We start from the raw sequence: 23,806 nt of genomic DNA on the forward strand, positions 1-23,806 counted from the left end.
GGGCCTTTGCTTATATTCAGTCCCGCGACTGTCGGCATTTCGCGGCAAAAATATTCTCGGAGAGGAAATCAAATGAAGCTGTTCAATCGCAGAGTTGCGATCAGTGGCCTGGCGGCCGTCGCCGGCTTTGGTGCACTGGCAACCGCTGTTCAGGCGCAGGAATACCCGACCCGCAACATCACCATGATCGTGCCGTTCGCGGCCGGTGGCCCGACCGACGTGATCGCGCGCATCGTCGCCGCGGACATGTCGAAGACGCTCGGCCAGCAGATCATCATCGAGAACGTCGTCGGCGCTGGCGGCACGACTGGCGCGACGCGTGCAGCGCGTGCGGCCAATGACGGCTACACGATCATCACCGGCCACATGGGCACCCATGCTGCGGCCGTGCCGCTGTATCCGAAGCTCGCTTATCACCCCGAGAAGGATTTCGAGCCCGTCGCGCTGCTGGCCGGCACGCCGATTCTGATCCTGGCGAAGAAGGATTTCGCGCCAAAGGATCTCAAGGAATTCGTCACCTATGTGAAGGCCAATAGCGACAAGTTGAACATGGCCCATGCCGGCGTCGGTTCTGTGTCGTATTCGTCCTGCGAATTGCTGAGCTCGGTTCTGGATATCAAGCCGACCGGTGTGCCGTTCAATGGCACCGGTCCGGCGATGAACGCGCTGGTCGGTGGTCAGGTCGACTATATGTGCGACCAGATCGTCAATGCGGTTCCGCAGATCAAGGGCGGCACCATCAAGGCCTATGCCATCGCGACGCCCGATCGTAACCCGTCGCTGCCGGACGTCCCGACCACCATCGAAGCCGGTTTGCCGAAGTATCAGGCCTCGGCCTGGAACGCGATCTTCGCGCCCAAGGGCACGCCTGCCGCGATCACCGCCAAGCTGAACGCCGCGGCCGCCAAGGCGCTGGACGACGAGAACGTCAAGAAGCGTCTGCTCGATCTCGGGTCGGACATTCCGAAGCCGGAAGCCCGCACCCAGGCTGCGCTCGGTTCGCTGGTGAAGAGCGAAGTCGAGAAGTGGTCAGCGGTGCTCAAGCCCGCAATGTGATCGGGAACCGGCTAACCAATTGATTTCAAGGGCTGGGTCCTCACGGATACAGCCCTTGCCGTTTGCGGGGCAGGGACACACTTTTTCGGGTATAATCCGGGAATCGGCGTGTCCGACCACCGGCCGAGGCGATAAGTTCGCCCGCTCACGAGCCCGCAAGATCGACCATGAACCAGTATCACGACCTGCTAGAGCGAATCCTGAGCGACGGTGCCGAGAAGCACGACCGCACCGGCACAGGCACGCTGTCGGTGTTCGGCCATCAGATGCGCTTCAAGCTCAGCGATGGCTTCCCCGTCCTGACCACCAAGAAGCTGTCGCTGAAGGCGATCATCCATGAGCTGCTGTGGTTTTTGGCAGGCGACACCAACATCAAATATCTCAAGGACCACGGCGTCTCGATCTGGGATGAATGGGCAGACGCCAATGGCGATCTCGGTCCGGTCTATGGATCGCAGTGGCGCTCGTGGCCGGCGCCCGACGGACGCAGTATCGATCAGATCACCAATGTCATCGACATGATCAAGCGCAATCCGGACTCGCGCCGGCTGATCGTAACGGCGTGGAATCCGGCCGAGATCGATCAGATGGCACTGCCGCCATGTCATTGTCTTTTCCAATTCTATGTCGTCAACGGCAAGCTCTCCTGCCAGCTCTATCAGCGCTCGGCCGACGTCTTCCTCGGCGTGCCGTTCAATATCGCCTCCTATGCACTGCTGACGATGATGATCGCGCAGGTCACGGGTCTCAAGCCCGGCGACTTCGTCCACACCCTTGGCGACACGCATCTCTACTCGAATCACCTGGAGCAGGCGCGGCTACAACTGACGCGGCCGACGCGCACGCTGCCGGTGATGAAAATCAATCCGGACGTGAAGGACATCTTCGCGTTCCGCTATGAGGACTTCACCCTCGAAGGCTACGATCCGCATCCGCATATCAAGGCCGAGGTTGCGGTTTGACCGCAACGACGGCTGTCCCCCAGGTCGTCTTCGTCTATGCCGTCGCCGAGAATGGCGTGATCGGGCAGGGCAATGCCATTCCATGGCGGCTGAAGTCGGACATGCAGCGCTTCAAGGCGCTGACGATGGGCAAGCCGATCGTGATGGGGCGCAGGACGTTCGAGTCGTTTCCGAAGCCGTTGCCGGGACGCACCAATATCGTCATCACGCGCAATGCGGGCTATCAGGCCGCAGGAGCCGTAGTCACCACGTCGCTTGCCGATGCACGCGCGGTGGCGACTGGCGACGCGCTGCGGCGTTTGGTCACTGAGATTGCCGTGATCGGCGGCGCCGAGATCTATGCCCAATGGATGGGGATCGCCGACCGTCTCGAAGTCACCGAAGTTCACGCGCAGCCGACCGGCGATACCTTTATGTCGCCGGTTGATCTCACTGTGTGGGAAGAAGTTGCGCGCGTCAGGAACGCCGCGGCGGGCGAGGACAGCGTCGATTTCTCCTATGTGACATATTGCCGGAGAGCGCCCCGTTAACCGCGTTTTCCGCCCGTTAACATTGACATTTGCGACCTCCGGCATAGCTCCAGCGATCAAGAACCCCGCGTTGTAAGAGCTGGGGTCGTCCCCTATAAAGCCATGCAGACGTGGCGAGACCGGTATGTCCGGCCGCGCAGAGGAGAGTGTTGAATGCCGTGGAAGAATCAAGGCGGAGGCCCATGGGGCTCTGGTCCGAAGGGACCTTGGGGTTCTGGTCCGCAATCGTCCGGACCGAGGCCGCCTGATCTTGAGGATCTGTTGCGCAAGGGGCAGGACCGTCTGCAGTCGATGCTGCCCGGCGGCTTCGTCAGCGGCATGGGCATCGCGCTCGTGCTCGCCGTGGCGCTCGTGATCTGGGGGCTGTCCGGTTTCTTCCGCGTGCAGTCCGAAGAGCTCGGTGTCGTGCTGCGCTTCGGCAAGCATGTTCGCACCGTGCAGCCCGGCCTGAACTATCATCTGCCCTATCCGATCGAGACCGTGCTGTTGCCGAAGGCGCTGCGCGTATCGACCCTGTCGGTCGGCATGTCGATCCTGGAAGACACCGGTCGCCGTGGCCGCACCATCCGGGATGTGCCGGAAGAAAGCCTGATGCTGACCGGCGACGAGAACATCGTCGATGTCGACTTCACCGTGCTGTGGCGTATCAAGCCCGACGGTGTCGGCAACTTCCTGTTCAACATCCAGAACCCCGAAGGCACCGTGAAAGCGGTCGCCGAAAGTGTGATGCGTGAAGTCGTTGGCCGCGCCAACATTCAGCCGATCCTCACCGGCGCACGCACCACCACCGAAACCCAGGTGCAGGAACTGATGCAGAAGACGCTCGACGGCTATAGCGCCGGCGTCCTGATCCAGCAGGTCCAGCTGCAGAAGGTCGATCCGCCGGCACAGGTGATCGATGCATTCCGTGACGTGCAGGCGGCACAGGCCGACGCCCAGCGTCTGCAGAACGAAGCCCAGACCTATACCAATCGCGTCGTTCCCGATGCGCGCGGTCGTGCTGCGCAGATCCTGCAGGTTGCCGAAGGCTATCGCGAACAGGCGATCGCCGAAGCCAAGGGCCAGAGCGCGCGCTTCCTGAAGGTCTATGACGAGTACAAGAAGGCGCCTGACGTAACCCGTCAGCGTATCTATCTCGAAACCATGGAGCGGATCCTCGGTGGTGCCGAGAAGCTGGTCTATGACGGCGGCCAGGGCGCCGGCGCTTCGCAAGGCGTCGTGCCTTATCTTCCCTTGAATGAACTGACGCCGCGGCGTCAGCCTCCGGCGCCATCTGGTCAGCCTCAGCAGAGCGGGAGCACCCGATGAAAACCGGCATCTCAGGTATCGTTGCACTGATTGTAGTGCTGGTGCTGGTCATCGTGGGCTTCGGCTCGATCTATACGGTGCGCCAGACTGAACAGGCCCTCGTGGTGCGACTCGGCGAGCCCGTTCGCGTGGTCACCGAGCCCGGTCTGAACTTCAAGATCCCGTTCATCGACAGCGTGATCTCGATCGACAAGCGTATCCTCGATCTGGAAAATCCGGCTCAGGAAATCATCGCCAACGACCAGCGTCGTCTGGTGGTCGATGCCTTCGCCCGCTACAAGATCAAGAATGCGTTGCGCTTCTATCAGAGCATCGGGTCGATCCAGGCGGCGAACATCCAGCTCACCACGCTGCTCAATGCGGCCATGCGCCGTGTGCTCGGCGAGGTCACCTTCATCCAGATCGTGCGCGACGAGCGTGAGAACCTGATGAACAAGATCCGCGAGCAGCTCGACAAGGAAGCCGATGGTTACGGCATCTCCGTCGTGGACGTTCGTATCCGCCGCGCCGATCTGCCGGAGGCAAACAGCCAGGCGGTGTATCAGCGGATGCAGACCGAGCGTCAGCGGGAAGCTGCTGAATTCCGCGCGGGTGGTGGCCAGAAAGCGCAGGAGATTCGCTCCAAGGCCGATCGTGAAGCAACGGTGATCATCGCCGATGCCAACTCGACCGCTGAACAGACCCGCGGTGCCGGCGACGGCGAGCGCAACCGCCTGTTCGCTGAATCCTACGGCCAGGATCCGGAGTTCTTCGCGTTCTATCGCTCGATGACGGCTTACGAGAACGGATTGAAGAGCAACGACACCCGCTTCCTGCTGCGGCCGGATTCGGAGTTCTTCCGCTTCTTCGCCAATCCGTCGGGAAAGCCCCCCGCGGCAAAGCCGCAGTAACGGCGTCGCCGGTTAAGCTTACGCGGATACCTGTTTTGCGTTCGCTGCCACTCTGATCTAAGGATGAGGCGCGCCATCGTGGTGCGCCTCATTTGTTTTCAGAAAAGCGCCAAGAAAACTGCCAAGAAACTGCGGCCAGGGTGCGAAGGTTCGGGAGTTGACGTCAGATGAGGTCCATAGCGTTTGCCGACTTCCTCATCGGCATCGGAATCCTGTTCATGTTCGAAGGCATCCTGTTCCTGGCATTTCCCGGATGGATGCGCCGCGCGATGAAGAGCGCGCTGCAAAGCCCTGACAATATCCTGCGCATCGCCGGTCTGGTCTCGGCCGTCGGCGGCCTGATCCTGATCTGGGCGATCCGGCGCTAGCCGCCGCTCGTAATCTCTCCGGGGCGTCCGAAAAAGCTCTTCCCGATCAACGCGATCGTGCACGTTTACGTCCGCATTCCGCCGCAATCCACGTCCCAGATGGGCCAGCCGGATGGCCCGCGCGAAGGCTTGCGCGATGTCGCCGTTCGGGCGCACTCTCAGTCAAATTTGCCGACTCTCTTTTGGAGACGTTTCCGACATGTCCATCGCTCATTCCTCTCTGAGCCTCGTTTCGCGCCGTGCACCGTATAGCGGCCTGCGTCCGCTGCTGACGGCGCTTTGTTTCGGCGCCGCGGTCGCCGCGTTTTCCGCGCCGGCTTCGGCCCGCGGGCCGGACGGGATCGCCGACGTTGCCGAGAAGGTGATCGATTCCGTGGTCAATATCTCGACCACCTCGACCGTCGAGGCGAAGAACAGCGACAAGGGGGAGGGCGGTGGCCGCGGGGCGATGCCGCAACTGCCGCCAGGCTCGCCGTTCGAAGAGTTCTTCGACGACTTCTTCAAGAACCGCGGCGGCCGCCCGGGCGGCGACAAGAATGGCGGCCTGCAGCCGCGCAAGACCAATTCGCTGGGCTCCGGTTTCATCATTGATGCCTCGGGTGTTGTGGTCACCAACAACCACGTCATTGACGGCGCCGACGAGATCAACGTCATCATGAATGACGGCACCAAGATCAAGGCCGAGCTGGTCGGCGTCGACAAGAAGACCGATCTGGCGGTGTTGAAGTTTACCCCGGTGAAGCCGGTGGTCGCCGTGAAGTTCGGCGACAGTGAAAAGCTGCGGCTCGGCGAATGGGTGATCGCCATCGGCAATCCATTCTCGCTCGGCGGCAGCGTCACTGCGGGCATCGTCTCGGCGCGTAACCGCGAGATCAGCAACAACAGCCCCTATGACAGCTACATCCAGACCGACGCCTCGATCAATCGCGGTAATTCGGGCGGTCCGCTGTTCAACCTCGATGGCGAAGTGGTCGGCGTCAACACGCTGATCATCTCGCCCACCGGCGGCTCCATCGGCCTCGGCTTCGCCGTGCCGTCGAAGACCGTGGTCGGCGTCATCGAACAGCTGCGCGAATACAAGGAAGTCCGACGCGGCTGGCTCGGCGTGCGCATCCAGCCGGTGACGGACGAGATCGCCGAGAGCCTGAACATCAAGCCCGCCCGCGGCGCGCTGATTGCCGGCGTCGATGACAAGGGCCCGGCCAAGCCTGCCGGACTCGAGCCCGGCGACGTGGTCATCAAGTTCGACGGCCGTGACGTCAAGGAGCCGAAGGACCTGTCGCGCATCGTTGCCGGCACCGCCGTCGGCAAGGCCGTCAATGTGCTGATCATTCGCAAGGGCAAGGAAGAGACCAAGCAGGTCACCCTCGGACGTCTCGAGGATGACAAGCCGGTGCAGGCCTCGATCAAGGCCACGCCGGAAGCCGAGAAGCCGGCGACGCAGAAGGCGCTGGGCCTCGACCTCACCGGTCTCAGCAAGGATCTGCGTACCAAGTACAAGATCAAAGACAGCGTGAAGGGTGTCATCGTGACCGGCGTCGATGCTGGCTCCGACGCCGCCGAAAAGCGCCTGGCTGCCGGCGACGTCATCGTCGAGGTCGCGCAGGAAGCGGTCACCAATGCCGCCGACGTCAAGAAGCGCGTCGATGCCTTGAAGAAGGACGGCAAGAAGTCGGTGCTGCTGCTGGTGTCGAATGCCGAAGGCGAGTTGCGCTTCGTGGCGCTGAGCGTGCAGTAGGGCGCTTTCTTCTCCCTCCCTCGAGCGCGGCGAGTGGTTGTCCGTTCTCTCCCCACGTCATGGCCGGACTTGTTCCGGCCATCCACGTCTTGCTTGTGGCCAAGTCGTGGATACCCGGCATTCGCCGCGCATGACGGCGTTTGGTTCGGGCGTTCGCGCGTCACGCGATTTCAGATTCAACTGTCAAACAGCCACGGTGCTTCAGACATGCGTCATCGCCCCCATTGTTTGCGGCGCGGGGGCGCCGTCGTGTTTCGCATTCCCACCCTCCCTTGAGAGGGCGTGCGGAACGCCGGGTGCCCGTTGCACCCTTGGGCCTGATGCGAATGCGGTCTTCCGCATGATGTTATGCATCAGGACTTTCGGAGGCGCCGAGCAAGTGCCCAGCGTTCCGCCTGCGGTGTTTTTTCGGTTGCTTGCGCGTTGCCATGGCGAACGATCCCATCACCAAAATTACAGTCCCAGGGCGGAGGGACAGGGTGCCTCAAGCGAGAAAGCCGGACACGTTTCGATTTGGTCGTCCGTCACACTGTCCAGGGGTCTTTCCATCCCAGAGTCGGCCGTCTCCTTGCCAGTGGCAGTGCTGGCGCAGATCCGTCCTGCCCGAAGACAGACGTCACCCCCAAACCGCGTAACGCCGCATCTCCGGCGTCCACCGCATCCCACCCCGCGAACGTGACGATCGCGATCGCCCCTCTGGTGGGGCAGGACGAAGGGAATATAAACCTTATGGGGATGCTGTCAACGAGAGATAGGAAAAAATGTTTGATGCGGCTCCGCGTCCCCCCAAAAAAACTGTCATCCCAGGGCACGGCGGGACGATACGCGGACCCTGCTGGGCTTGGTATCGATGGCCTCTCTGCCCCGGACGACCTGTGGCATGCGCCATGATGCCCGCGCAGCGGCGCTTGCTAGTGTGGCGTCTGAACGATCAGCCGAAGACACTTCATGAATTTCTTTTCGGCTCCCTTGGGGAGTCTTTGCAGGATAGCTCGCTCGACTGACGCGTCCCGTGTCATGACGCGATTCAGCATGGCTGCACCGTCAGGTGCCAGAAACAGCTCATAGGCACGTCGATCTCCGGGCGCCGGTCGCCGCTCAAGCAGGTGTCGCTCCACCAGTCGCTTCACCATTTCGGCGACGGTATTGCGATCCAAGAAAAGATGCTCGGCAAGCATGTTCTGGCTGAGGCCGGGACGTTGGTAGATCGCAACCAGTGTCGCCTTCTGCCGCGGGGTAATCTGCTCATCGGCAAACTCGCGCGAGAACCGTTCCTCAGCGGCGAAATGTGCCCTGCGCAATAAATGCGACACGACGTCTTCGAGTCGAAAGCGGTCGAGGATGGACCGCACCGGCGCCGTCAGCGCGGCCTCGGCGCCACGGGAAGGCAGGGACGATGCGGAAGCCTTGCCGGTCGCCGTTCTGCGCGATGAGCTCGACATCCTGGTTCGGCGTTTGGTCGTTGTTCTGGTCATGGGGGTCCGACACGATCTGCAGATATTGCCGTACGAGCGATCACATCGCGATGCACGAATAGGCAGTTCACGCTCTAGCACTGCGTAGAAAGCCCAACAAGATAGCAGCATACTTCGGCTTCTTCGATACGAGCCGTAACTTCTGCTGACTTCAGTGTAGTCGGTGCGAGTTCCGTTTTCTTGACAGTAGTCGGGGCAATCGCTAGCTTTTGATAAGAGACGTATACGTACAAATTTGCGAGATGCTGCATGACGTGCGACGAGGCGAGAGCAACATGACGACCGATCCTCAAGCAGTTGTCGTGGAGGGCATTGCAACGCCGCGCGGTCGCTATCCGCACTTCAAGCGTGCCGGCGACCTGGTCTTCGTTTCCGGAACAAGCTCGCGACGCGCGGATAACACGATAGCCGGCGCGAGCGCCGATGCCATGGGAACGGTGACGGTCGATATCCAGTTACAGACCCGCGCGGTGATCGAGAATATTGCGAGGATAATAAGCGAGGCCGGCGGCGGACTGTCCGATATCGTCGAAGTCAGCACGTTCCTCGTCAATATGAACGACTTTGGCGGGTACAACGACGTGTACGCCGAATTTTTCGGCTCCGACGGTCCCGCGCGGACGACGGTCGCCGTTCACCAGCTTCCGCATCCGCATCTGCTGATCGAGATCAAGGCTATCGCCTACCTGCCCCAATCCCGCACCTGACCTTGTCCGGAGGATTACCCATGCCCATGACACGCCGCCATCTCTTGCAGGGCGTCGCCGCTTCAGCCGCACTCTGGAGTGGTCGCGCGTTGGCGCGACCATCGCTGGCCCGGATCATGGTTGGTTTCGCGGCTGGTGGGACGCTCGACGTGATCGGCCGCCGGCTCGCCGATCAGCTCGGCGGGAATTTTGCCGACTCGGTCATCGTCGAAGGTCGTACCGGCGCTGGTGGTCGCATCGCGATCGACGCCACCAAAACTGCCACGCCTGACGGCACGACCATCGTACTCTCGCCATCCTCGCCGATCGTCATCTTTCCGCATGTCTACACGAAGCTGAGCTATGATCCGGTCGCGGATCTTATTCCGATCACGCCAGTGTGCTCGAATGCGCAAACCTTCGTCGTCGGAAAGGCCGTCCCTGAATCGGTCAAGACACTGCGGGATTTTATTGGCTGGGCCAAAGTCAACAAGACGTTCTATGCCACGCCGGCTGCCGGCTCGATCATGCATTTCCAGGGCTGGGCGTTTGCCCAGCAGGCCGGCATTGAGATGACTCATGCGCCCTATCGCGGAATGGCGGCGATTGTGCCGGACCTGCTGTCGGGCACGATGCCGACATCGATGGCGGTGACCGGCGACATTCGCCAACATGTAGAATCAGGAGCGCTGCGCGCGCTCGCGGTCACGAGCGCGCAGCGATCGCGCTTCTTGCCGAATGTGCCCACATTCGCCGAACTCGGCTTTGACCAGGTCACCGGAGTTGATTGGTACGGGCTCTTCGCGCCCGCCAAGACGCCGCAGCCGATCGTCGAACAATTGCAGCAAATGGTTCACGCCGCGATGAAGGCGAAGCCGGTCGCAGAATTTTTTGAGCAAATGGGATTTGACAGTTACACGCTCGATTCCAAGCAGCTTGCGAGCCGCATTCAGGAGGAGACAGCGCGCTGGGCTCCGGTCGTCAAACAATCGGGATTTCAGCTCGACAATTGAGCTCTTGGATGAGAGCGCTGCCGTGACTGCCGCTTCGCCATGCTAACGGTGGTCGTGGCTCCTGGCATGCGCCGGGACGACGGAAACAGCCGGCTTTCTCGCAGGAGCGCGATCCTGCCCGAAAACCGGGGCTTTCGGAGTGAGGCTCTAGCTCACAAATTCGCTGCGCTTGTAGCCCTGCGCATAGAGCAGCGCGGTCAGATCGCCGTGATCGATCCGCGCCGCTGCCGCTGCTGCCACCGCAGGCTTGGCGTGATAGGCGACGCCGAGACCGGCGTCCTGGATCATGGCGAGATCGTTGGCGCCGTCGCCGACGGCCATGGTGTCGAGATTGTCGAGATCGAAGGACTCGCGCAGCTCGACCAGCGTGGCGAGTTTCGCAGCCTTGCCGAGGATCGGCTCGGCGACGGTGCCTGTCAACTTGCCATCAGCGACATGCAACACGTTGGCGCGATTTTCCTGGAAGCCGACGAGCTCGGCGACCTTGCTGGTGAACAGCGTGAAGCCGCCGGAGACCAGACACGTATAGGCGCCATTGGCGCGCATGGTCTGCACCAGCTCGCGGCCGCCGGGCGTCAGCGTGATGCGCGAGGCCAGGACCTCGTCGACAACGTCGACCTTCAGATCCTTCAGGAGCGCAACGCGTTCGCGCAGCGCCGGCTCGAATTCGATCTCGCCGCGCATGGCGCGTTCGGTGATGGCGGCGACATGGGCCTTGAGGCCGGCGAAGTCGGCGAGCTCGTCGATACATTCCTGGCCGATCATGGTGGAATCCATGTCGGCGAGAAAAAGCTTCTTGCGCCGGTCGCTGACAGGCTGCACGACAACGTCGATCGGCATGTCGCCGCGGGCTGCGCGCAGGCGGTCGCCGAGCGCGAGCACGTTGTGGTCGCTGGTGAAGAGGATGTCGGCGGCGACGCCGTCGCTCAGCCAGTGCGCTTCGGTGTCGCCCGGCAGAAGTGCGCGCAGACCGTCGACCACCGTGCTATCGAGAGCGGGATTGGCGGGGTTGCAGATCAGGGTCGCAACGAGAGACATGACGTGAGTTCCAGGCCAGACAACAGAGCGCTGCTTATCGCAGGGCCGACCGCCAGCGGCAAGTCGGCGCTGGCGCTGGCCGTGGCGCGCGCGCGGGACGGCGTGGTCATCAATACCGACAGTATGCAGGTCTATCGCGACCTGCGCGTGCTCACCGCGCGGCCGACGGTTGAGGAAGAGGCGCTGGCGCCGCACCGGCTCTACGGGAGTGTCGATGCTGCCGTGAACTTCTCCGCCGGGGCGTGGGTGGATGAAGCCGCGCGCGTCCTTGCCGAGGTGCGGGCGCAAGGCAGGCTGCCGATCTTCATCGGCGGCTCCGGACTATACTTCAAGGCGCTAACGCGCGGGCTCTCGGCCGTACCACCCGTCGCCGCCGAGGTGCGCGACGATGTACGCGCGCGCCTGGAAAGGGATGGGCCGGAGGCGCTGCATGCGCAGCTCGCTTTGGTTGATCCGGTCTCCGCCGCGCGGCTCAATCTGCGCGACCGCACGCGCATCGCGCGCGCGCTGGAAGTCGTGGAAGCGACCGGACGTTCGCTCGCCGACTGGCACGGCGAGGGCCTGCCGCCGCTGCTGCCGCCGGGCACATTCACCGCGATTTTTCTCACGCCGGAGCGCGACGAACTCTATGCGCGGATCGATGCGCGGTTCGAGCGTATGCTGGATGAGGGCGCGCTGGACGAGGTCGCGGCGCTCGCGGCACGCGGTCTGGACCCGCTGCTGCCGGCCTTGAAAGCGCATGGCGTGCCTGCGCTGATACGGCATATCCGCGGCGAGACCTCGCGCGAGGAAGCCTGCGCAATCGGGCAGGCGGACACGCGGCACTATGCCAAGCGGCAGTTCACGTGGTTTCGGCATCAACTGCCGGAGTTTGAATGGATGACGGTGGAGGAGGCAATGCGCACCTTGGAGGATACCGCGCTTCGCTAGTCCACCCCACTGCGGGTGTCGCGATGATCCGGCGATTGGCGTTGGCGGACAGCGCTATTCAACGTCCCAACGATGCATCCAACGAGTAACGCTGCGCACCCGTCAGTCATCAGCCGATAGAAAATGGCGAATGCAAAAGCCAAACCCACGTGGTGAGGGCCGGCCCAGACGTACAAACCATCGCTGACCGCGCGATACGGTCCATAGTTCGTCTTGACCAAGACAAAGAACGTCAAAAGTATCGCTGACGAGATGCCGATAATAGTCCATCTGACCAGGGGCTCAGCCCGTTTCGCCGCAAGCAATGCAACCGTCGCTCCGACAAGAAAAAAGAACAGCGGAGGGATGAGCCAAACCAGCATTTTTCTACAATTTCAGAGGGGGCTTTCGGATTGGTGAACTTAGGCGTGCATTTCTTCTTACCGCATACCAGCCCGCCCGATTTTTCCGCTCGCCGAACGCCAAAGACCCGGCTAGGCTCCAAAATCAGCGCGATCACGGCAACTTCCCTTGACATCCCCCGTTTGCTGGCTATGTTCCGCGCAAGTTTTGAAAAGTCGGACTGATCCTGTGCGCAACAAAGTTACAAATCTCCTTATTATCGTGGTACCCTGGCGCACCGCCGGGGGTAGCTGACGGCTACCCACGAACCGAGCGGTGTGCACAGGGTCCTGAACGGGCCCTTTTTTATTGTCTGAACTTCAAGCTTTCCGAACCCAGCGACCATCCAGACCAAGCCGCGCCGCAGAGCGCATCCGGAGCGAACCATGAGCGACAGCAAGCCTCACGATCCCAATCAGATGACCGGCGCAGCGATGATCGTGCGCGCGCTTGCGGATCATGGCGTCAAGCACATCTTCGGCTATCCCGGCGGTGCGGTGCTTCCGATCTATGACGAGATCTATCAGCAGTCCGAGGTCGAGCACATTCTGGTCCGCCACGAGCAGGGCGCCGGCCATGCCGCCGAAGGCTATGCGCGCTCGACCGGCCTGCCGGGCGTGGTGCTGGTGACGTCCGGTCCGGGCGCCACCAATATGGTGACGCCGCTGGCCGACGCGCTGATGGATTCGATCCCGCTGGTCTGCATCACCGGACAGGTCCCGACGCATCTCATTGGTAACGACGCGTTCCAGGAATGCGACACCGTCGGCATCACGCGGCCCTGCACCAAGCACAACTGGCTGGTCCGCGACGTCAACGATCTCGCCAAGGTGCTGCATGAGGCCTTCTACGTTGCCACCACCGGCCGTCCGGGCCCGGTCGTCGTCGACGTTCCGAAGGACGTGCAGTTTGCCACCGGCACCTATCATCCGCCGCGCAAGTCGGACGTCCACATCTCCTATGCGCCGCGCGTGAAGGGTGATGCCAATGCGATCCGCAAGGCGGTGTCGTTGCTGGCGGGTGCCAGGAAGCCGATCATCTATTCCGGCGGCGGCGTCATCAATTCGGGCCTCGCGGCCTCGAAGCTGCTGCGCGAGCTGGTCGAGGTCACCGGTTTCCCGATCACCTCGACGCTGATGGGCCTCGGCGCCTATCCGGCATCCGGCCCGAACTGGCTGGGCATGCTGGGCATGCACGGCACCTACGAAGCCAACATGGCGATGCATGACTGTGACGTCATGCTGTGCGTCGGCGCGCGCTTCGACGACCGCATCACCGGCCGGACCGATGCGTTCTCGCCGAATTCGAAGAAGATCCATATCGACATCGATCCGTCGTCGATCAACAAGAACATCCGCGTCGATATCCCGATCATCGGCGATTGTGGCAATGTGCTGGGCGACATCCTGCAGGTGTTCAAATCCGAGGCGAAGAAGCCTGACACCAAGGATTGGTGGAAGCAGGTCAACACCTGGCGCGCGCGCAATTCGCTGGCCTACAAGACGAACAACGATGTCATCCTGCCGCAATTCGCGATCCAGCGATTGTTCGAGGCGACGCGCGGCCACGACACCTACATCACCACCGAAGTCGGCCAGCATCAGATGTGGGCGGCGCAGTTCTTCGGATTCGACGAGCCGCATCGCTGGATGACGTCGGGCGGTCTGGGCACGATGGGCTACGGCCTGCCGGCGGCATTGGGTGTGCAGGTCGCGCATCCGGATTCGCTGGTCATCGATATCGGCGGCGACGCATCGGTGCAGATGACGATGCAGGAAATGTCGGCGGCGGTTCAGCATGAATTGCCGATCAAGATCTTCATCCTGAACAATCAATATATGGGCATGGTGCGCCAGTGGCAGCAGTTGCTGCATGGCAACCGGCTGTCGCATTCCTATTCGGAAGCGCTGCCTGATTTCGTCAAGCTGGCGGAAGCCTATGGCGGCGTCGGCTTCCAGTGCAGCAAACCGGGCGATCTCGACGGTGCGTTGCAGGAGATGATCAAGGTGAAGAAGCCGGTGCTGTTCGACTGCCGCGTCGCGGCGCTGGAGAACTGCTTCCCGATGATCCCGTCCGGCAAGGCGCATAACGAAATGCTGCTGCCGCTGGAAGCGAATGATGAAGCCACCGCGGCGGCCTTTGCCGGCGGTAAGGCGCTGGTCTGACAAGCTCTGGAAAGACAACGACAATGGAACAGCCTGCCTCCGCCTATTTCATGGAAGAGCGTCACGATCCCAACGAGACGCATACGCTGACGGTGCTCGTCGCCAACGAGCCGGGCGTGCTCGCGCGCGTCATCGGGCTTTTTTCGGGCCGCGGTTACAACATCGAAAGTCTCACGGTGTCGGAGACCGAGAGCCACAAGCACGTCTCGCGCATCACCATCGTCACCACAGGCACGCCGATGGTGATCACGCAGATCAAGCATCAGCTCGATCGCATGATCCCGGTGCATCGCGTCGTTGACATGACGCTGACCGGCCGCTCCATCGAGCGTGAGCTTGCCATGGTCAAGCTGCGTGGCACCGGCGAGCATCGCGTTGAGGCGCTGCGCCTCGCTGAAGCGTTCCGCGCCCGCGTGATCGATGCGACCATCGAGAGCTTCGTGTTCGAGATCACCGGCAACACCGGCAAGATCAACCAGTTCATCGACCTGATGCGGCCGCTTGGCCTCGTCGAGATCTCGCGCACCGGCGTCGCTGCGATCAGCCGCGGACCGGAGGGGATGTAGCCTCCGCGCATCGCAGTCATGAAACCTCTCGACATCGCGTTGGCCATAGCCGTGGCCGTGATCTGGGGCGTCGGCTTCGTGCTGACCCGGATGGCGGTCGACGAGATGTCGTCGACACTGCTCACCACAATCCGCTTCGGCATCACGGCACTCCCGTGCCTGTTCCTGCCGAAGCCGAGAATGTCATGGCTGCTGATCGTCGCCACAAGCTGGCTTTTGGTGGCGCAATTCCTGGCGCAGACCTACGGCATGGCGCATGGCGTGCCGGCTGGGCTGACCTCTGTCATCGTGCAGAGCCAGGCGCTGTTCACGGTTGGGGCTGCCGCGCTATTCCTGCGCGAATTGCCGACGCGGCAGCAAGTCGCGGGTATCGTCATCGCCATGGGCGGGTTGCTGATGGTCTGCTTCACGGTCGGTTATGACTTCAGCGTGTTCCCCTTCATGGTGCTGATGACCGCGCCGGTGAGCTTTGCGTTTTCCAATCTGCTGCTGCGGCGCGCGCAGGGCGTGCCGATGCTCGACCTGTTCGCCTGGATCAGTCTCGTTGCGCTACTGCCGCTGCTGGTTGTGCTGTTCAGTGTCGATGGCGCGAGCGCGACGTGGCAGTCGCTCACGCATGCCTCGTTGAAGGCCTTCGCCTGTGTGCTGTTTCTCGCGGTAGTCGGCACCACGCTGGGTTACTGGATCTGGGGCCGGCTGCTGGGTGATTATTCCGCCGCACAGGTCGTGCCGTTCGCGCTACTGGTGCCGTTTATCGGCGCGGCCGCGTCGAGCGTCACGTTCGGTGAAACATTTGGACCGCTGCGTCTCGCCGGCATGATCGTTGTTGTGCTGGGCATCGCGGTGATGCTGCTGTCGAAGCGCCCACCCATTCTTGTCGAGGTGGTTTGAGGTCATGTCGCAACAACTCTTGTTCGCCTTTATCGTGTTCGCCATCGTGATGTTCTTCACGCCCGGCCCGAACAACGTCATGCTGCTCGCGTCAGGGCTCAATTTCGGCTTTCGTCGCACGCTGCCGCATGTCTTCGGCGTCACCGTTGGTTTTGCCTTCATGGTCGCCGTCACGGGCCTCGGATTGGGGGCGGTCTTCACCTCCTATCCGGTGCTGCACACCATCCTGAAATATGCCGGCGCGGCGTATCTCGTTTATCTCGCCTTTGCGATCGGGATGTCCGGTCCGCCCAATCCCGGTGACGCCGAACGGCGCCGGCCGATGACGTTTTTCGGCGCCGCGCTGTTTCAATGGGTCAACGTCAAGGGCTGGGTGATGGTGATCGGCACCATCACCGCCTATGCGGCGATTGCGAACTATCCCTGGAACATCCTGCTGCAGGTCACCCTGTCGCTCCTGCTCGGGTTCGTGTCCTGCGTAACCTGGGTGCTGTGCGGCACATCGCTGCAATCGCTGGTAAAATCGCCTGGCGCGGTCAGGGCGTTCAATATCGTCATGGGGCTGCTGCTGCTGGCCTCCCTGTATCCGGTGCTGGTCGAGCTATGAGCCCGACGCGCAGCGTAAAATCACCGTCGCGGGCTTGTCTCGCGGCACCCGTCGCCCTAGAAACCGGCGGCAATTCATGGTCATCCACCACGCGGTGGTGACCCGTTCGAACGGGCAGCTTTGAAATATAGTTGCTGAAGAGAGGAAATACCCATGCGAGTTTATTACGATCGCGACGCCGACCTGAACCTGATCAAGGGCAAGAAGGTCTGCATCGTCGGCTATGGCAGCCAGGGCCATGCCCACGCGCTGAACCTCAAGGACAGCGGCGTCAAGGACGTCGTGATCGCGCTCCGCAAGGGCTCGGCCACCGCGAAGAAGGCGGAAGCCGCCGGCTTCAAGGTGATGGAAGTTGCCGAGGCCGCCAAGTGGGCCGACCTGATGATGATGCTCACCCCGGACGAATTGCAGGGCGACATCTATCGCGACCACATGCACGACAACATGAAGAAGGGCGCTGCGCTCGTCTTCGCACACGGCCTCAACGTGCACTTCAACCTGCTCGATCCGCGTGAAGACTTGGACGTGCTGATGATCGCGCCGAAGGGCCCCGGCCACACCGTGCGTTCGGAATATCAGCGCGGCGGCGGCGTGCCCTGCCTGATCGCGGTTCACAAGGATGTCTCGGGCAACGCCCATGACCTCGGCCTGAGCTATGCCTCGGCAGTGGGCGGCGGCCGCGCCGGCATCATCGAGACCTCGTTCAAGGAAGAGTGCGAAACCGATTTGTTCGGTGAGCAGGCCGTTCTCTGCGGCGGCACCGTCGAGCTGATCCGCGCCGGCTTCGAGACGCTGGTGGAAGCCGGCTACGCGCCGGAAATGGCTTACTTCGAGTGCCTGCACGAACTGAAGCTGATCGTCGACCTGATCTATGAAGGCGGCATCGCCAACATGAATTACTCGATCTCCAACACGGCCGAGTATGGCGAATACGTCACCGGCCCGCGCATCGTCACCTCGGAAACCAAGGCCGAGATGAAGCGCGTGCTCACCGACATCCAGTCCGGCAAGTTCGCCCGCGACTGGATGCTGGAAAACAAGGTCAACCAGGCCTCGTTCAAGGCGACCCGCCAGCGCAACAACGCCCATCCGATCGAGGAAGTGGGCGCCAAGCTCCGCGACATGATGCCGTGGATCAAGGAAAAGGCGCTGGTCGACAAGACCAAGAACTAAGCGCTTTTCACATCGCAGCTACCAACGGGACCGCGGCAACGCGGTCCCGTTTTAGTTTGCAGGCACTGCCACGCGCGCCCGGCGACGTTTCAGCACGGCCGCTGCGATCCTTAGCCCCATCACCGCCAGCAACGGCATCAGGAACCAGACATAGTTCGGCATTTGCGGAATGCGCATACCGAAGCTCACCATGAACTGGAACCAGAGATAATAGATGCCTGTCGTATGCAGGATGCGCCATGCACGTGGGCCAATGGCGGCCGCCGAGCGGTCGAATGACGTTACCGCCATCGCGATGATGAAGGCGTAGCCGATGCCGCCGAAGATATAGGAGGCGGGCGTCGTTGCCGCAGCGTAGTCAGCGGGCGCCATCACGGCGAAGCAGATAATGGCGACAGCGTGAACGGCGTGGGACGCCGCGAAAGTGAGCCCAAGATAGCGGCGATTGCGACGCAGCCAGCGCGTGCCGGATGTGGGCCAGAGCAGGGCGAGCGCAGATGCCGCGAAGGCGAGGCAGAAGAACAGCAGCGAGCTGCGCGCCGTGAACCGGATTACCATCCTGATGCCATCGACCTCGAAGCCGCGCATGCCAGCGATCCAGACGCTGAGCGCGGTGAGGACCAGCGTCAGTACGGCGAGCAGCCGCCAGCCTTCGAACCAGTTGCGACGATCCCGTGTCATGACATTCCCCTGTGCTGCCGTATGTAATCATCAGTTACATTCGATGCGGCCGGTCCGGTCAATTGTGTAATCGGTGATTACATTCACGATACGGTGATGCTATGCTCGGGCATGTCCAGGTCCGCAAAGCCGCCGTCGTCCAAATCAGCGCCAAAGTCGCCGGTCCGGAAACGAGCCGTTCAGCCATCCGCCGCGCCGCGCGCTGCCAAAGGTCGAACGCCGCCGCCGAAGACCTATCATCACGGCGATCTGCGCCGTGTGCTGATTGCGGCGGCGCTTGAACTGGCCGAGGAAGGTGGTGCGGATGCCGTCAGCGTGCGCGAGGCCGCGCGGCGCGCCGGCGTGTCGCCGGGAGCGCCGTTCCGGCACTTCCCCAGCCGCAATGACCTGATGAGCGCGGTGGCGGAAGAGGCACAGCGCCGCTTCCGTAGTGCGATTGCTGCCGCGATCGCCGAAACGTCCTCCGAGGATCCGCTGGTTCGGTTTCGCGCGTTTGGCCTGGCCTATCTGCGCTGGGCGATGAAAAATCCTGCGCATTTCGAGGTGATCTCGAGCGGGAAGTATTTCGCCCATGACCAGTCGGCGGTGGTGCGTGACGACAATGCCGAACTGATCGACATGACCGGGCAATTGCTCAGCGATGCGCAGGACAGGGGCCAGTTGCGCTCCGCGGATCTCCGCATCATGAAGATCGCAGGTCGCGCGCTGGTCTATGGCTTCGCCCGCATGAATATCGACGGGCATTTTCCGCGCTGGGGTGTCGCGAATGCCGAGGCCGATCAGATGGCGGAGGCGATCATCACGCTGTTCGTTGATGGGATCGCAAAGCCTGTCTGAGCGGCGAAATCCGTTCGAATACTTATCAAACCTGCGCGGCTTGCAGTCGCAGATGGACAAGAGCGCGCCGATCGTCAAAAACCAATGAGGCCGTGATCCGTAACTCTCGCTGTGACCGCGGCGATGCGGTCTCGGTCTCGGCCGAATTTACGGGCCATCACATCTCAGGTGCTTTTCATGCGATCCATTGTCATCACCGGCGTCTCCACGGGCATCGGCCACGCCACTGCGAAAGTCCTGCTTGCGCGAGGCTTCCGCGTTTTCGGCAGCGTGCGTAGGCAGGTCGATGCCGAGCGCTTGCAAGCCGAGTTCGGCGCGAACTTCGTCCCGCTGCTGTTCGATGTCACGGATGAGGCAGCTGTATTGGCCGCCGCTGCGCAGGTACGCGCCGCGCTGAATGGCGAGACGCTTGCAGGCCTTGTCAACAATGCCGGCGTTGCGGTGCCGGGCGCGCTGCTCGATCTGTCGGTGGATGAGTTTCGCGCGCAGATCGAGATCAATGTGATGGGCCCGGTGATCGTCACCCAGGCCTTCGCGCCACTGCTCGGCGCCGATCCCGCGCTGACGGGCGCGCCCGGGCGCATCGTGATGATGAGTTCGGTGTCCGGCCAGTTCGGCAATCCGCTGCTGTCGCCCTATAGCACGTCGAAATTCGCGCTGGAGGGACTGGCCGAGAGCCTGCGCCGCGAATTCATGCTGTTCGGCATCGAGGTGCTGGTGATCGCGCCGGGGGCCGTGCGCACGCCGATCTGGGATAAGGCCGAGGCGATCGATATGGTGCGCTTCGATGCGTCGCCGTTTCTGCCGGCGCTAACGAAGCTGCGCGAGATGCTGATGAAGCTGGCGAAGAACGGGCTGCCGCCGGAGCGGATCGCCGAACTGGTGTATCGGGCGCTGACCGCATCCCGCCCGAAGCTACGCGTGGTGGCGTCGCCGCAACCGGTCCAGACCTTCGTCGCCGGCTGGCTGCCGAAGCGTTGGCTCGATCGCATGATCGGCCGCCAACTTGGGTTGGCGTCGCGCAAGCGAGCTGGCTTTTAGAACTCAGCCGGGAAGGGTCTGAGCGGCCTCATGCCGTGAAAATCACCTTTGCGCGGCCCGGACGTCATCGTGATCGCAGTTGCCAGTGTCGGGCTCGGATAGCCGGAGGGAAGAGGAGGGAATGGGCCAGCCACGCGAACGACGGCGAGGAACGCACCGTCGAGTTCGGTATCCCCGGAGCTGCGGAGAACCTTTGACTCGATCAGGCGACCGCTGCGGTCGACGCGAAAGCCGACGACGGTTTGTCCCCGCACCGACAGCCTGCCGAGATTGCGGGCCGTGCGATTGATCTTGATATCGACGCCGCGGCGCCACTCCGCCATGGCCGGGCCGCGTTGGCTGGGCGCGGAGGACTGTGCGTTCGCTTCGGGAGGGCCAAGCAGAGGTGCAACAAGAACGAGTAACAGGGCTGCGAGAAAAGGCGCGTGACGACGGGTCATACGACGGGACTTTCGGGAATACTCGGATCCAAGTGCAGCAGTAAGCAGGTCAGCGTGTCTGATGTCGTCGCATCCATGCAGGCCTCGTGATCGCTATCTGCTGTTGAAGCTGATCGGCACAGTGAAAACGAGCTTCTTTTTCGGAAGGCCGTTGGGACCGAGAGGGATGGGACTGGCGAGCTGGACGGCCTGCCGGGCCGCGCGGTCGAGCGCTGCAGATCCCGAACTCCTGATGATCCCGATGTTCGTCAGCCTGCCGGACGGCAAGAGCACGAAATGAACCAGGGCCATGCCGCCTTCACCCTCCATGGCCGCCTCCGGCGGATACTGGACGGAGCCGAGGATGCGATAGGTAATGCTTGTTCGCAGGCGGGCGATTTCGGCGGCTCGCACGCGTGCCCGCAGAGCAACGCAATGCGGTTCTTCGGATCTCGCGCATTCATGAGGTGGATGAGCGACACTGCGCGCCTGTACCTGCGCCGCGAACGCGACAAGGACGAGTGCGGCGAGTACGAGCGATACGGCCGAAGCGATCGAGCGGGTGCGCGTATCGCGCAGGCCCGCATCATGGCGTCCTGACGGGACGAACATTGGCGTGGTTATCCTGATGACGATGAGGGCGGTTTGGCTGGCTGCTACCATAGGTATTATATTGCGGAGATGGCACCCGCAAGACTGGGATGACGGCCGAGACCTGTCTTGCCGCGCTTATGGGCCGCATTTACCTGTCTTGATCTGGTCCTACCAGATTGGTAGGGTCAGTCCATGCTTACCGCAGTCAGCACCGATACCTCCGACGCTGTTCGGAAAACGCTCGAATTCGTCCGGCACCACCGGCTGGCGAAAGGCGACCGGCTGCCGTCGGAGCGGGATCTGTCGGAGCGGTTCGGGGTGACGCGCGGCTCCGTCCGCGAGGCGCTGGCTGTGCTCGATGCCATGCGCATCACCGAGCGGAAGCCCAAATCAGGCATCTATCTGCGCAACGCGCTGGAAGACAGCGGGCTCGATGCGCTGGTGCTGCAGGCCGACCTTGGCCTGCCGTTCAGCGCGGAGGTGACGCGCGATGTCACCGAGGCCAGAATCCTTTGCGAGGAACAGGCGTTCCGGCTGGCCTGTCAGCGCCGCACCGACGCCGATCTCGCCCGGCTGCATCACTTGCTCGACACCTATGCGGCGCTCGTCGCCAAGGGCAGCAACCTCGCCGATGAGGACGTCGCATTCCATCTCGCGGTTGTCGCGGCGAGCCAGAACCGCGTGCTGGTGCGCACGCTGACACCGCTGATGCTGATGAGCACGGGCTGGCGTCGCCGCTATTTCGCCTCCGCCGAGATCCGCCAGCGCTCGCTCATTGATCACCGCGCTTTCGTTGCGGCGATCGCAGCGCGCGACGAGGCGACAGCCACGATGCTGGTGCATCGCCACGTGCAGACCGCCGCCGAAGACGTGCGAGCGCTGGCCGAGCAGGGCGCCACGGACTCCGACGTTAAGGACTGATCACGACGAACACACGCATCTGACGAGCCGTTCAACAATCCCGACAAACGGGAAGGCTCGGATCGAATACGGCAACGGCCGTCACTTATGGAAACGCAAAAGAAGGACAGAAAATGCGTATCACCACGACTTCCAGGGCTGCGCCAGCGGCCGCCAGCACCATGGCTGCGTTCGCAGCTGCGATTGCTATGGCAGCAAGCCCCGCACTGGCGCAGAAGACATACGGCCCCGGCGCCTCTGACACCGAAATCAAGATCGGCAACACGGTGCCCTATAGCGGTCCGGCCTCAGCCTACGGCATTCTCGGCAAGGCCTACGGCGCCTATTTCAAGAAGATCAACGATGAGGGCGGCATCAACGGGCGCAAGATCGTCTTCATCTCCTATGATGACGCCTATTCGCCGCCGAAGACCGTGGAGCAGACGCGCAAGCTGGTCGAGAGCGACGAGGTGATGGCCATCGTCGGCAATGTCGGTACCGCCGCGAACGCCGCGATCCAGAAATACGTCAATGCCAAGAAGACGCCGCAACTGTTTCTCGCGACCGGCGCTACCCGCTGGAACGATCCGAAGCAGTTTCCGTGGACCATGGGCTGGCTGCCGAGCTACCACGCCGAAGCCGCGGCCTATGCGAAGTATCTCCTGAAGGAGAAGCCGGATGCCAAGATCGGCGTGTTCTATCAGAACGACGATTTCGGCAAGGACTATGTCAAGGGACTGAAGGAAGGCCTTGGCGACAAGGCCTCAACAATGATCGTGATGGAGACGAGCTACGAGGTCTCCGAGCCGACCGTCGACTCCCACATCGTCAAGCTGAAGGCGGCCGGCGTCGATACGATCTTCTCTTTCGCCACCGGCAAGTTCGCCGCGCAGTCGATTAAGAAGGTTGCCGAGCTCGGCTGGAAGCCGTTGCACATCGTGCCTAATGCGAGTTCGTCGCTCGGCAGTGTGCTGCGTCCGGCGGGCCTCGACAATGCGCAGGACGTGGTGTCCGCGACCTTCGCCAAGGATCCTACCGACCCGCAGTGGAAGGACGATCCGGGCATGCAGAAATTCTACGCCTATGTCGAAAAGTACATTCCGGAAGGGAAGGCGATGGAGAGCACCGTGCTGTCCGGCTACAGCATCGCCCAGACCATGGTCGAGGCGCTCCGGCAGTGCGGCGACGATCTCACCCACGAGAACCTGATGAAACAGGCCGCCAACCTCAAGAACGTGCAGCTCGACGGGCTGCTGCCGGGCGTGACGGTCAACACCAGCCCGACCGACTTCTCGCCCATCGACCAGTTCCAGATGATGAGCTTCAAGGGCGAGCGCTGGCAGCGCTTCGGCGAGATCATCAAGGGCGAGACGCCAACCGCAGTGCGGTAGGCGAGGGATGACGACGGCAGGCGGCGCCCGGACCGGCACCGCCTGCGTCGAAAGGTTCATTGTCCGTTCATGACGCCTGTATTACGATTTTGTGACATTCCGCAGGGTCCGGTCGCGGTGTGAGCCGGCTGGTCGTCGCCAGACAGGGCAGTCTTCTTGCCGGGTG

General features: G+C 62.3%; 24 protein-coding genes. 19 read left to right on the plus strand and 5 right to left on the minus strand.

The window, feature by feature from the left end:
- Window positions 1–72: 72 nt before the first annotated feature.
- The 7 genes from RSO67_RS27075 (at window position 73) to RSO67_RS27105 (ending at window position 6,852) form a co-directional block, all read left to right on the plus strand.
- A complete protein-coding gene (locus tag RSO67_RS27075; protein ID WP_315841352.1) occupies window positions 73–1,056 on the plus strand; it encodes a tripartite tricarboxylate transporter substrate-binding protein in 984 nt (327 codons plus the stop codon).
- 167 nt (window positions 1,057–1,223) lie between these two features.
- Window positions 1,224–2,018: a thymidylate synthase gene (locus RSO67_RS27080; RefSeq protein WP_315841353.1), complete on the plus strand. Its 795-nt coding sequence runs from the start codon at window positions 1,224–1,226 to the stop codon at window positions 2,016–2,018.
- Complete coding sequence (locus tag RSO67_RS27085) at window positions 2,015–2,548, plus strand: dihydrofolate reductase (RefSeq protein WP_315841354.1); 534 nt, start codon at window positions 2,015–2,017, stop codon at window positions 2,546–2,548. The genes RSO67_RS27080 and RSO67_RS27085 overlap by 4 nt, the downstream gene beginning before the upstream one ends.
- A gap of 153 nt (window positions 2,549–2,701) precedes the next feature.
- On the plus strand, window positions 2,702–3,856 hold the full coding sequence (gene hflK, locus RSO67_RS27090; RefSeq protein WP_315841355.1) for an FtsH protease activity modulator HflK: 1,155 nt from the start codon (window positions 2,702–2,704) through the stop codon (window positions 3,854–3,856).
- Window positions 3,853–4,746, plus strand: a complete 894-nt coding sequence (gene hflC / locus RSO67_RS27095) for a protease modulator HflC (RefSeq protein WP_089268264.1) — start codon at window positions 3,853–3,855, stop codon at window positions 4,744–4,746. Before hflK ends, hflC begins: the two co-directional genes overlap by 4 nt.
- A 167-nt stretch (window positions 4,747–4,913) precedes the next feature.
- Window positions 4,914–5,114: a DUF2065 domain-containing protein gene (locus RSO67_RS27100; protein ID WP_315841356.1), complete on the plus strand. Its 201-nt coding sequence runs from the start codon at window positions 4,914–4,916 to the stop codon at window positions 5,112–5,114.
- Window positions 5,115–5,313: 199 nt separating this feature from the next.
- Window positions 5,314–6,852: a Do family serine endopeptidase gene (locus tag RSO67_RS27105; RefSeq protein ID WP_315841357.1), complete on the plus strand. Its 1,539-nt coding sequence runs from the start codon at window positions 5,314–5,316 to the stop codon at window positions 6,850–6,852.
- Window positions 6,853–7,763: 911 nt separating this feature from the next.
- On the opposite strand, the gene RSO67_RS27110 is transcribed toward RSO67_RS27105, so the two are convergent.
- Window positions 7,764–8,294 (minus strand): MarR family winged helix-turn-helix transcriptional regulator, encoded by a 531-nt coding sequence (locus RSO67_RS27110; protein WP_315841358.1) that lies wholly within the window; start codon window positions 8,292–8,294, stop codon window positions 7,764–7,766.
- Between the two features lie 308 nt (window positions 8,295–8,602).
- Here RSO67_RS27110 and RSO67_RS27115 point away from each other — a divergent pair, with 308 nt between their 5' ends.
- The gene (locus RSO67_RS27115; RefSeq protein ID WP_315841359.1) at window positions 8,603–9,034 is read left to right on the plus strand and encodes a RidA family protein; all 432 of its coding nucleotides are present in this window, start codon (window positions 8,603–8,605) and stop codon (window positions 9,032–9,034) included.
- A gap of 20 nt (window positions 9,035–9,054) precedes the next feature.
- A complete protein-coding gene (locus RSO67_RS27120; protein WP_315841360.1) occupies window positions 9,055–10,026 on the plus strand; it encodes a Bug family tripartite tricarboxylate transporter substrate binding protein in 972 nt (323 codons plus the stop codon).
- Between the two features lie 147 nt (window positions 10,027–10,173).
- Here RSO67_RS27120 and serB read toward each other — a convergent pair whose 3' ends face one another.
- On the minus strand, window positions 10,174–11,064 hold the full coding sequence (serB, locus tag RSO67_RS27125; protein WP_315841361.1) for a phosphoserine phosphatase SerB: 891 nt from the start codon (window positions 11,062–11,064) through the stop codon (window positions 10,174–10,176).
- 3 nt (window positions 11,065–11,067) lie between these two features.
- On the opposite strand from serB, the gene miaA reads away from it, so the two are divergent.
- From miaA to ilvC, 6 genes are all read left to right on the plus strand, one after another.
- A complete protein-coding gene (miaA, locus tag RSO67_RS27130) occupies window positions 11,068–11,994 on the plus strand; it encodes a tRNA (adenosine(37)-N6)-dimethylallyltransferase MiaA (protein WP_315841362.1) in 927 nt (308 codons plus the stop codon).
- Between the two features lie 767 nt (window positions 11,995–12,761).
- On the plus strand, window positions 12,762–14,540 hold the full coding sequence (locus RSO67_RS27135; protein WP_315841363.1) for an acetolactate synthase 3 large subunit: 1,779 nt from the start codon (window positions 12,762–12,764) through the stop codon (window positions 14,538–14,540).
- Between the two features lie 23 nt (window positions 14,541–14,563).
- On the plus strand, window positions 14,564–15,106 hold the full coding sequence (gene ilvN / locus RSO67_RS27140) for an acetolactate synthase small subunit (RefSeq protein ID WP_068738461.1): 543 nt from the start codon (window positions 14,564–14,566) through the stop codon (window positions 15,104–15,106).
- A gap of 18 nt (window positions 15,107–15,124) precedes the next feature.
- Window positions 15,125–15,997 carry an EamA family transporter gene (locus RSO67_RS27145; RefSeq protein ID WP_315841364.1) on the plus strand — a complete coding sequence of 291 codons (873 nt, stop codon included), beginning with the start codon at window positions 15,125–15,127 and terminating at the stop codon, window positions 15,995–15,997.
- Between the two features lie 4 nt (window positions 15,998–16,001).
- Window positions 16,002–16,604 carry a LysE family translocator gene (locus tag RSO67_RS27150; RefSeq protein ID WP_315841365.1) on the plus strand — a complete coding sequence of 201 codons (603 nt, stop codon included), beginning with the start codon at window positions 16,002–16,004 and terminating at the stop codon, window positions 16,602–16,604.
- Between the two features lie 153 nt (window positions 16,605–16,757).
- Window positions 16,758–17,777, plus strand: coding sequence for a ketol-acid reductoisomerase (gene ilvC, locus RSO67_RS27155; protein ID WP_089267877.1), 1,020 nt, complete (start codon window positions 16,758–16,760; stop codon window positions 17,775–17,777).
- Window positions 17,778–17,828: 51 nt separating this feature from the next.
- On the opposite strand, the gene RSO67_RS27160 is transcribed toward ilvC, so the two are convergent.
- On the minus strand, window positions 17,829–18,458 hold the full coding sequence (locus tag RSO67_RS27160; RefSeq protein WP_315841366.1) for a hypothetical protein: 630 nt from the start codon (window positions 18,456–18,458) through the stop codon (window positions 17,829–17,831).
- A gap of 111 nt (window positions 18,459–18,569) precedes the next feature.
- On the opposite strand from RSO67_RS27160, the gene RSO67_RS27165 reads away from it, so the two are divergent.
- Together RSO67_RS27165 and RSO67_RS27170 are read left to right on the plus strand one after the other, a co-directional pair.
- Window positions 18,570–19,295, plus strand: coding sequence for a TetR/AcrR family transcriptional regulator (locus RSO67_RS27165; protein WP_315841367.1), 726 nt, complete (start codon window positions 18,570–18,572; stop codon window positions 19,293–19,295).
- Window positions 19,296–19,472: 177 nt separating this feature from the next.
- The gene (locus tag RSO67_RS27170; RefSeq protein WP_315841368.1) at window positions 19,473–20,336 is read left to right on the plus strand and encodes an SDR family NAD(P)-dependent oxidoreductase; all 864 of its coding nucleotides are present in this window, start codon (window positions 19,473–19,475) and stop codon (window positions 20,334–20,336) included.
- On the opposite strand, the gene RSO67_RS27175 is transcribed toward RSO67_RS27170, so the two are convergent.
- Together RSO67_RS27175 and RSO67_RS27180 are read right to left on the minus strand one after the other, a co-directional pair.
- Window positions 20,333–20,776 (minus strand): energy transducer TonB, encoded by a 444-nt coding sequence (locus RSO67_RS27175; protein ID WP_315841369.1) that lies wholly within the window; start codon window positions 20,774–20,776, stop codon window positions 20,333–20,335. The two genes, RSO67_RS27170 and RSO67_RS27175, sit on opposite strands and share 4 nt — an antisense overlap.
- 93 nt (window positions 20,777–20,869) lie before the next feature.
- A complete protein-coding gene (locus tag RSO67_RS27180; RefSeq protein WP_315841370.1) occupies window positions 20,870–21,367 on the minus strand; it encodes an energy transducer TonB in 498 nt (165 codons plus the stop codon).
- A 174-nt stretch (window positions 21,368–21,541) separates the two neighbouring features.
- On the opposite strand from RSO67_RS27180, the gene RSO67_RS27185 reads away from it, so the two are divergent.
- Window positions 21,542–22,270, plus strand: coding sequence for a FadR/GntR family transcriptional regulator (locus RSO67_RS27185; protein ID WP_315841371.1), 729 nt, complete (start codon window positions 21,542–21,544; stop codon window positions 22,268–22,270).
- Window positions 22,271–22,383: 113 nt separating this feature from the next.
- Window positions 22,384–23,640 (plus strand): ABC transporter substrate-binding protein, encoded by a 1,257-nt coding sequence (locus tag RSO67_RS27190; protein ID WP_315841372.1) that lies wholly within the window; start codon window positions 22,384–22,386, stop codon window positions 23,638–23,640.
- The last annotated feature ends 166 nt before the right edge of the window (window positions 23,641–23,806 follow it).

It is taken from the genome of Tardiphaga sp. 709 (genome assembly GCF_032401055.1).
Taxonomy (GTDB): domain Bacteria; phylum Pseudomonadota; class Alphaproteobacteria; order Rhizobiales; family Xanthobacteraceae; genus Tardiphaga.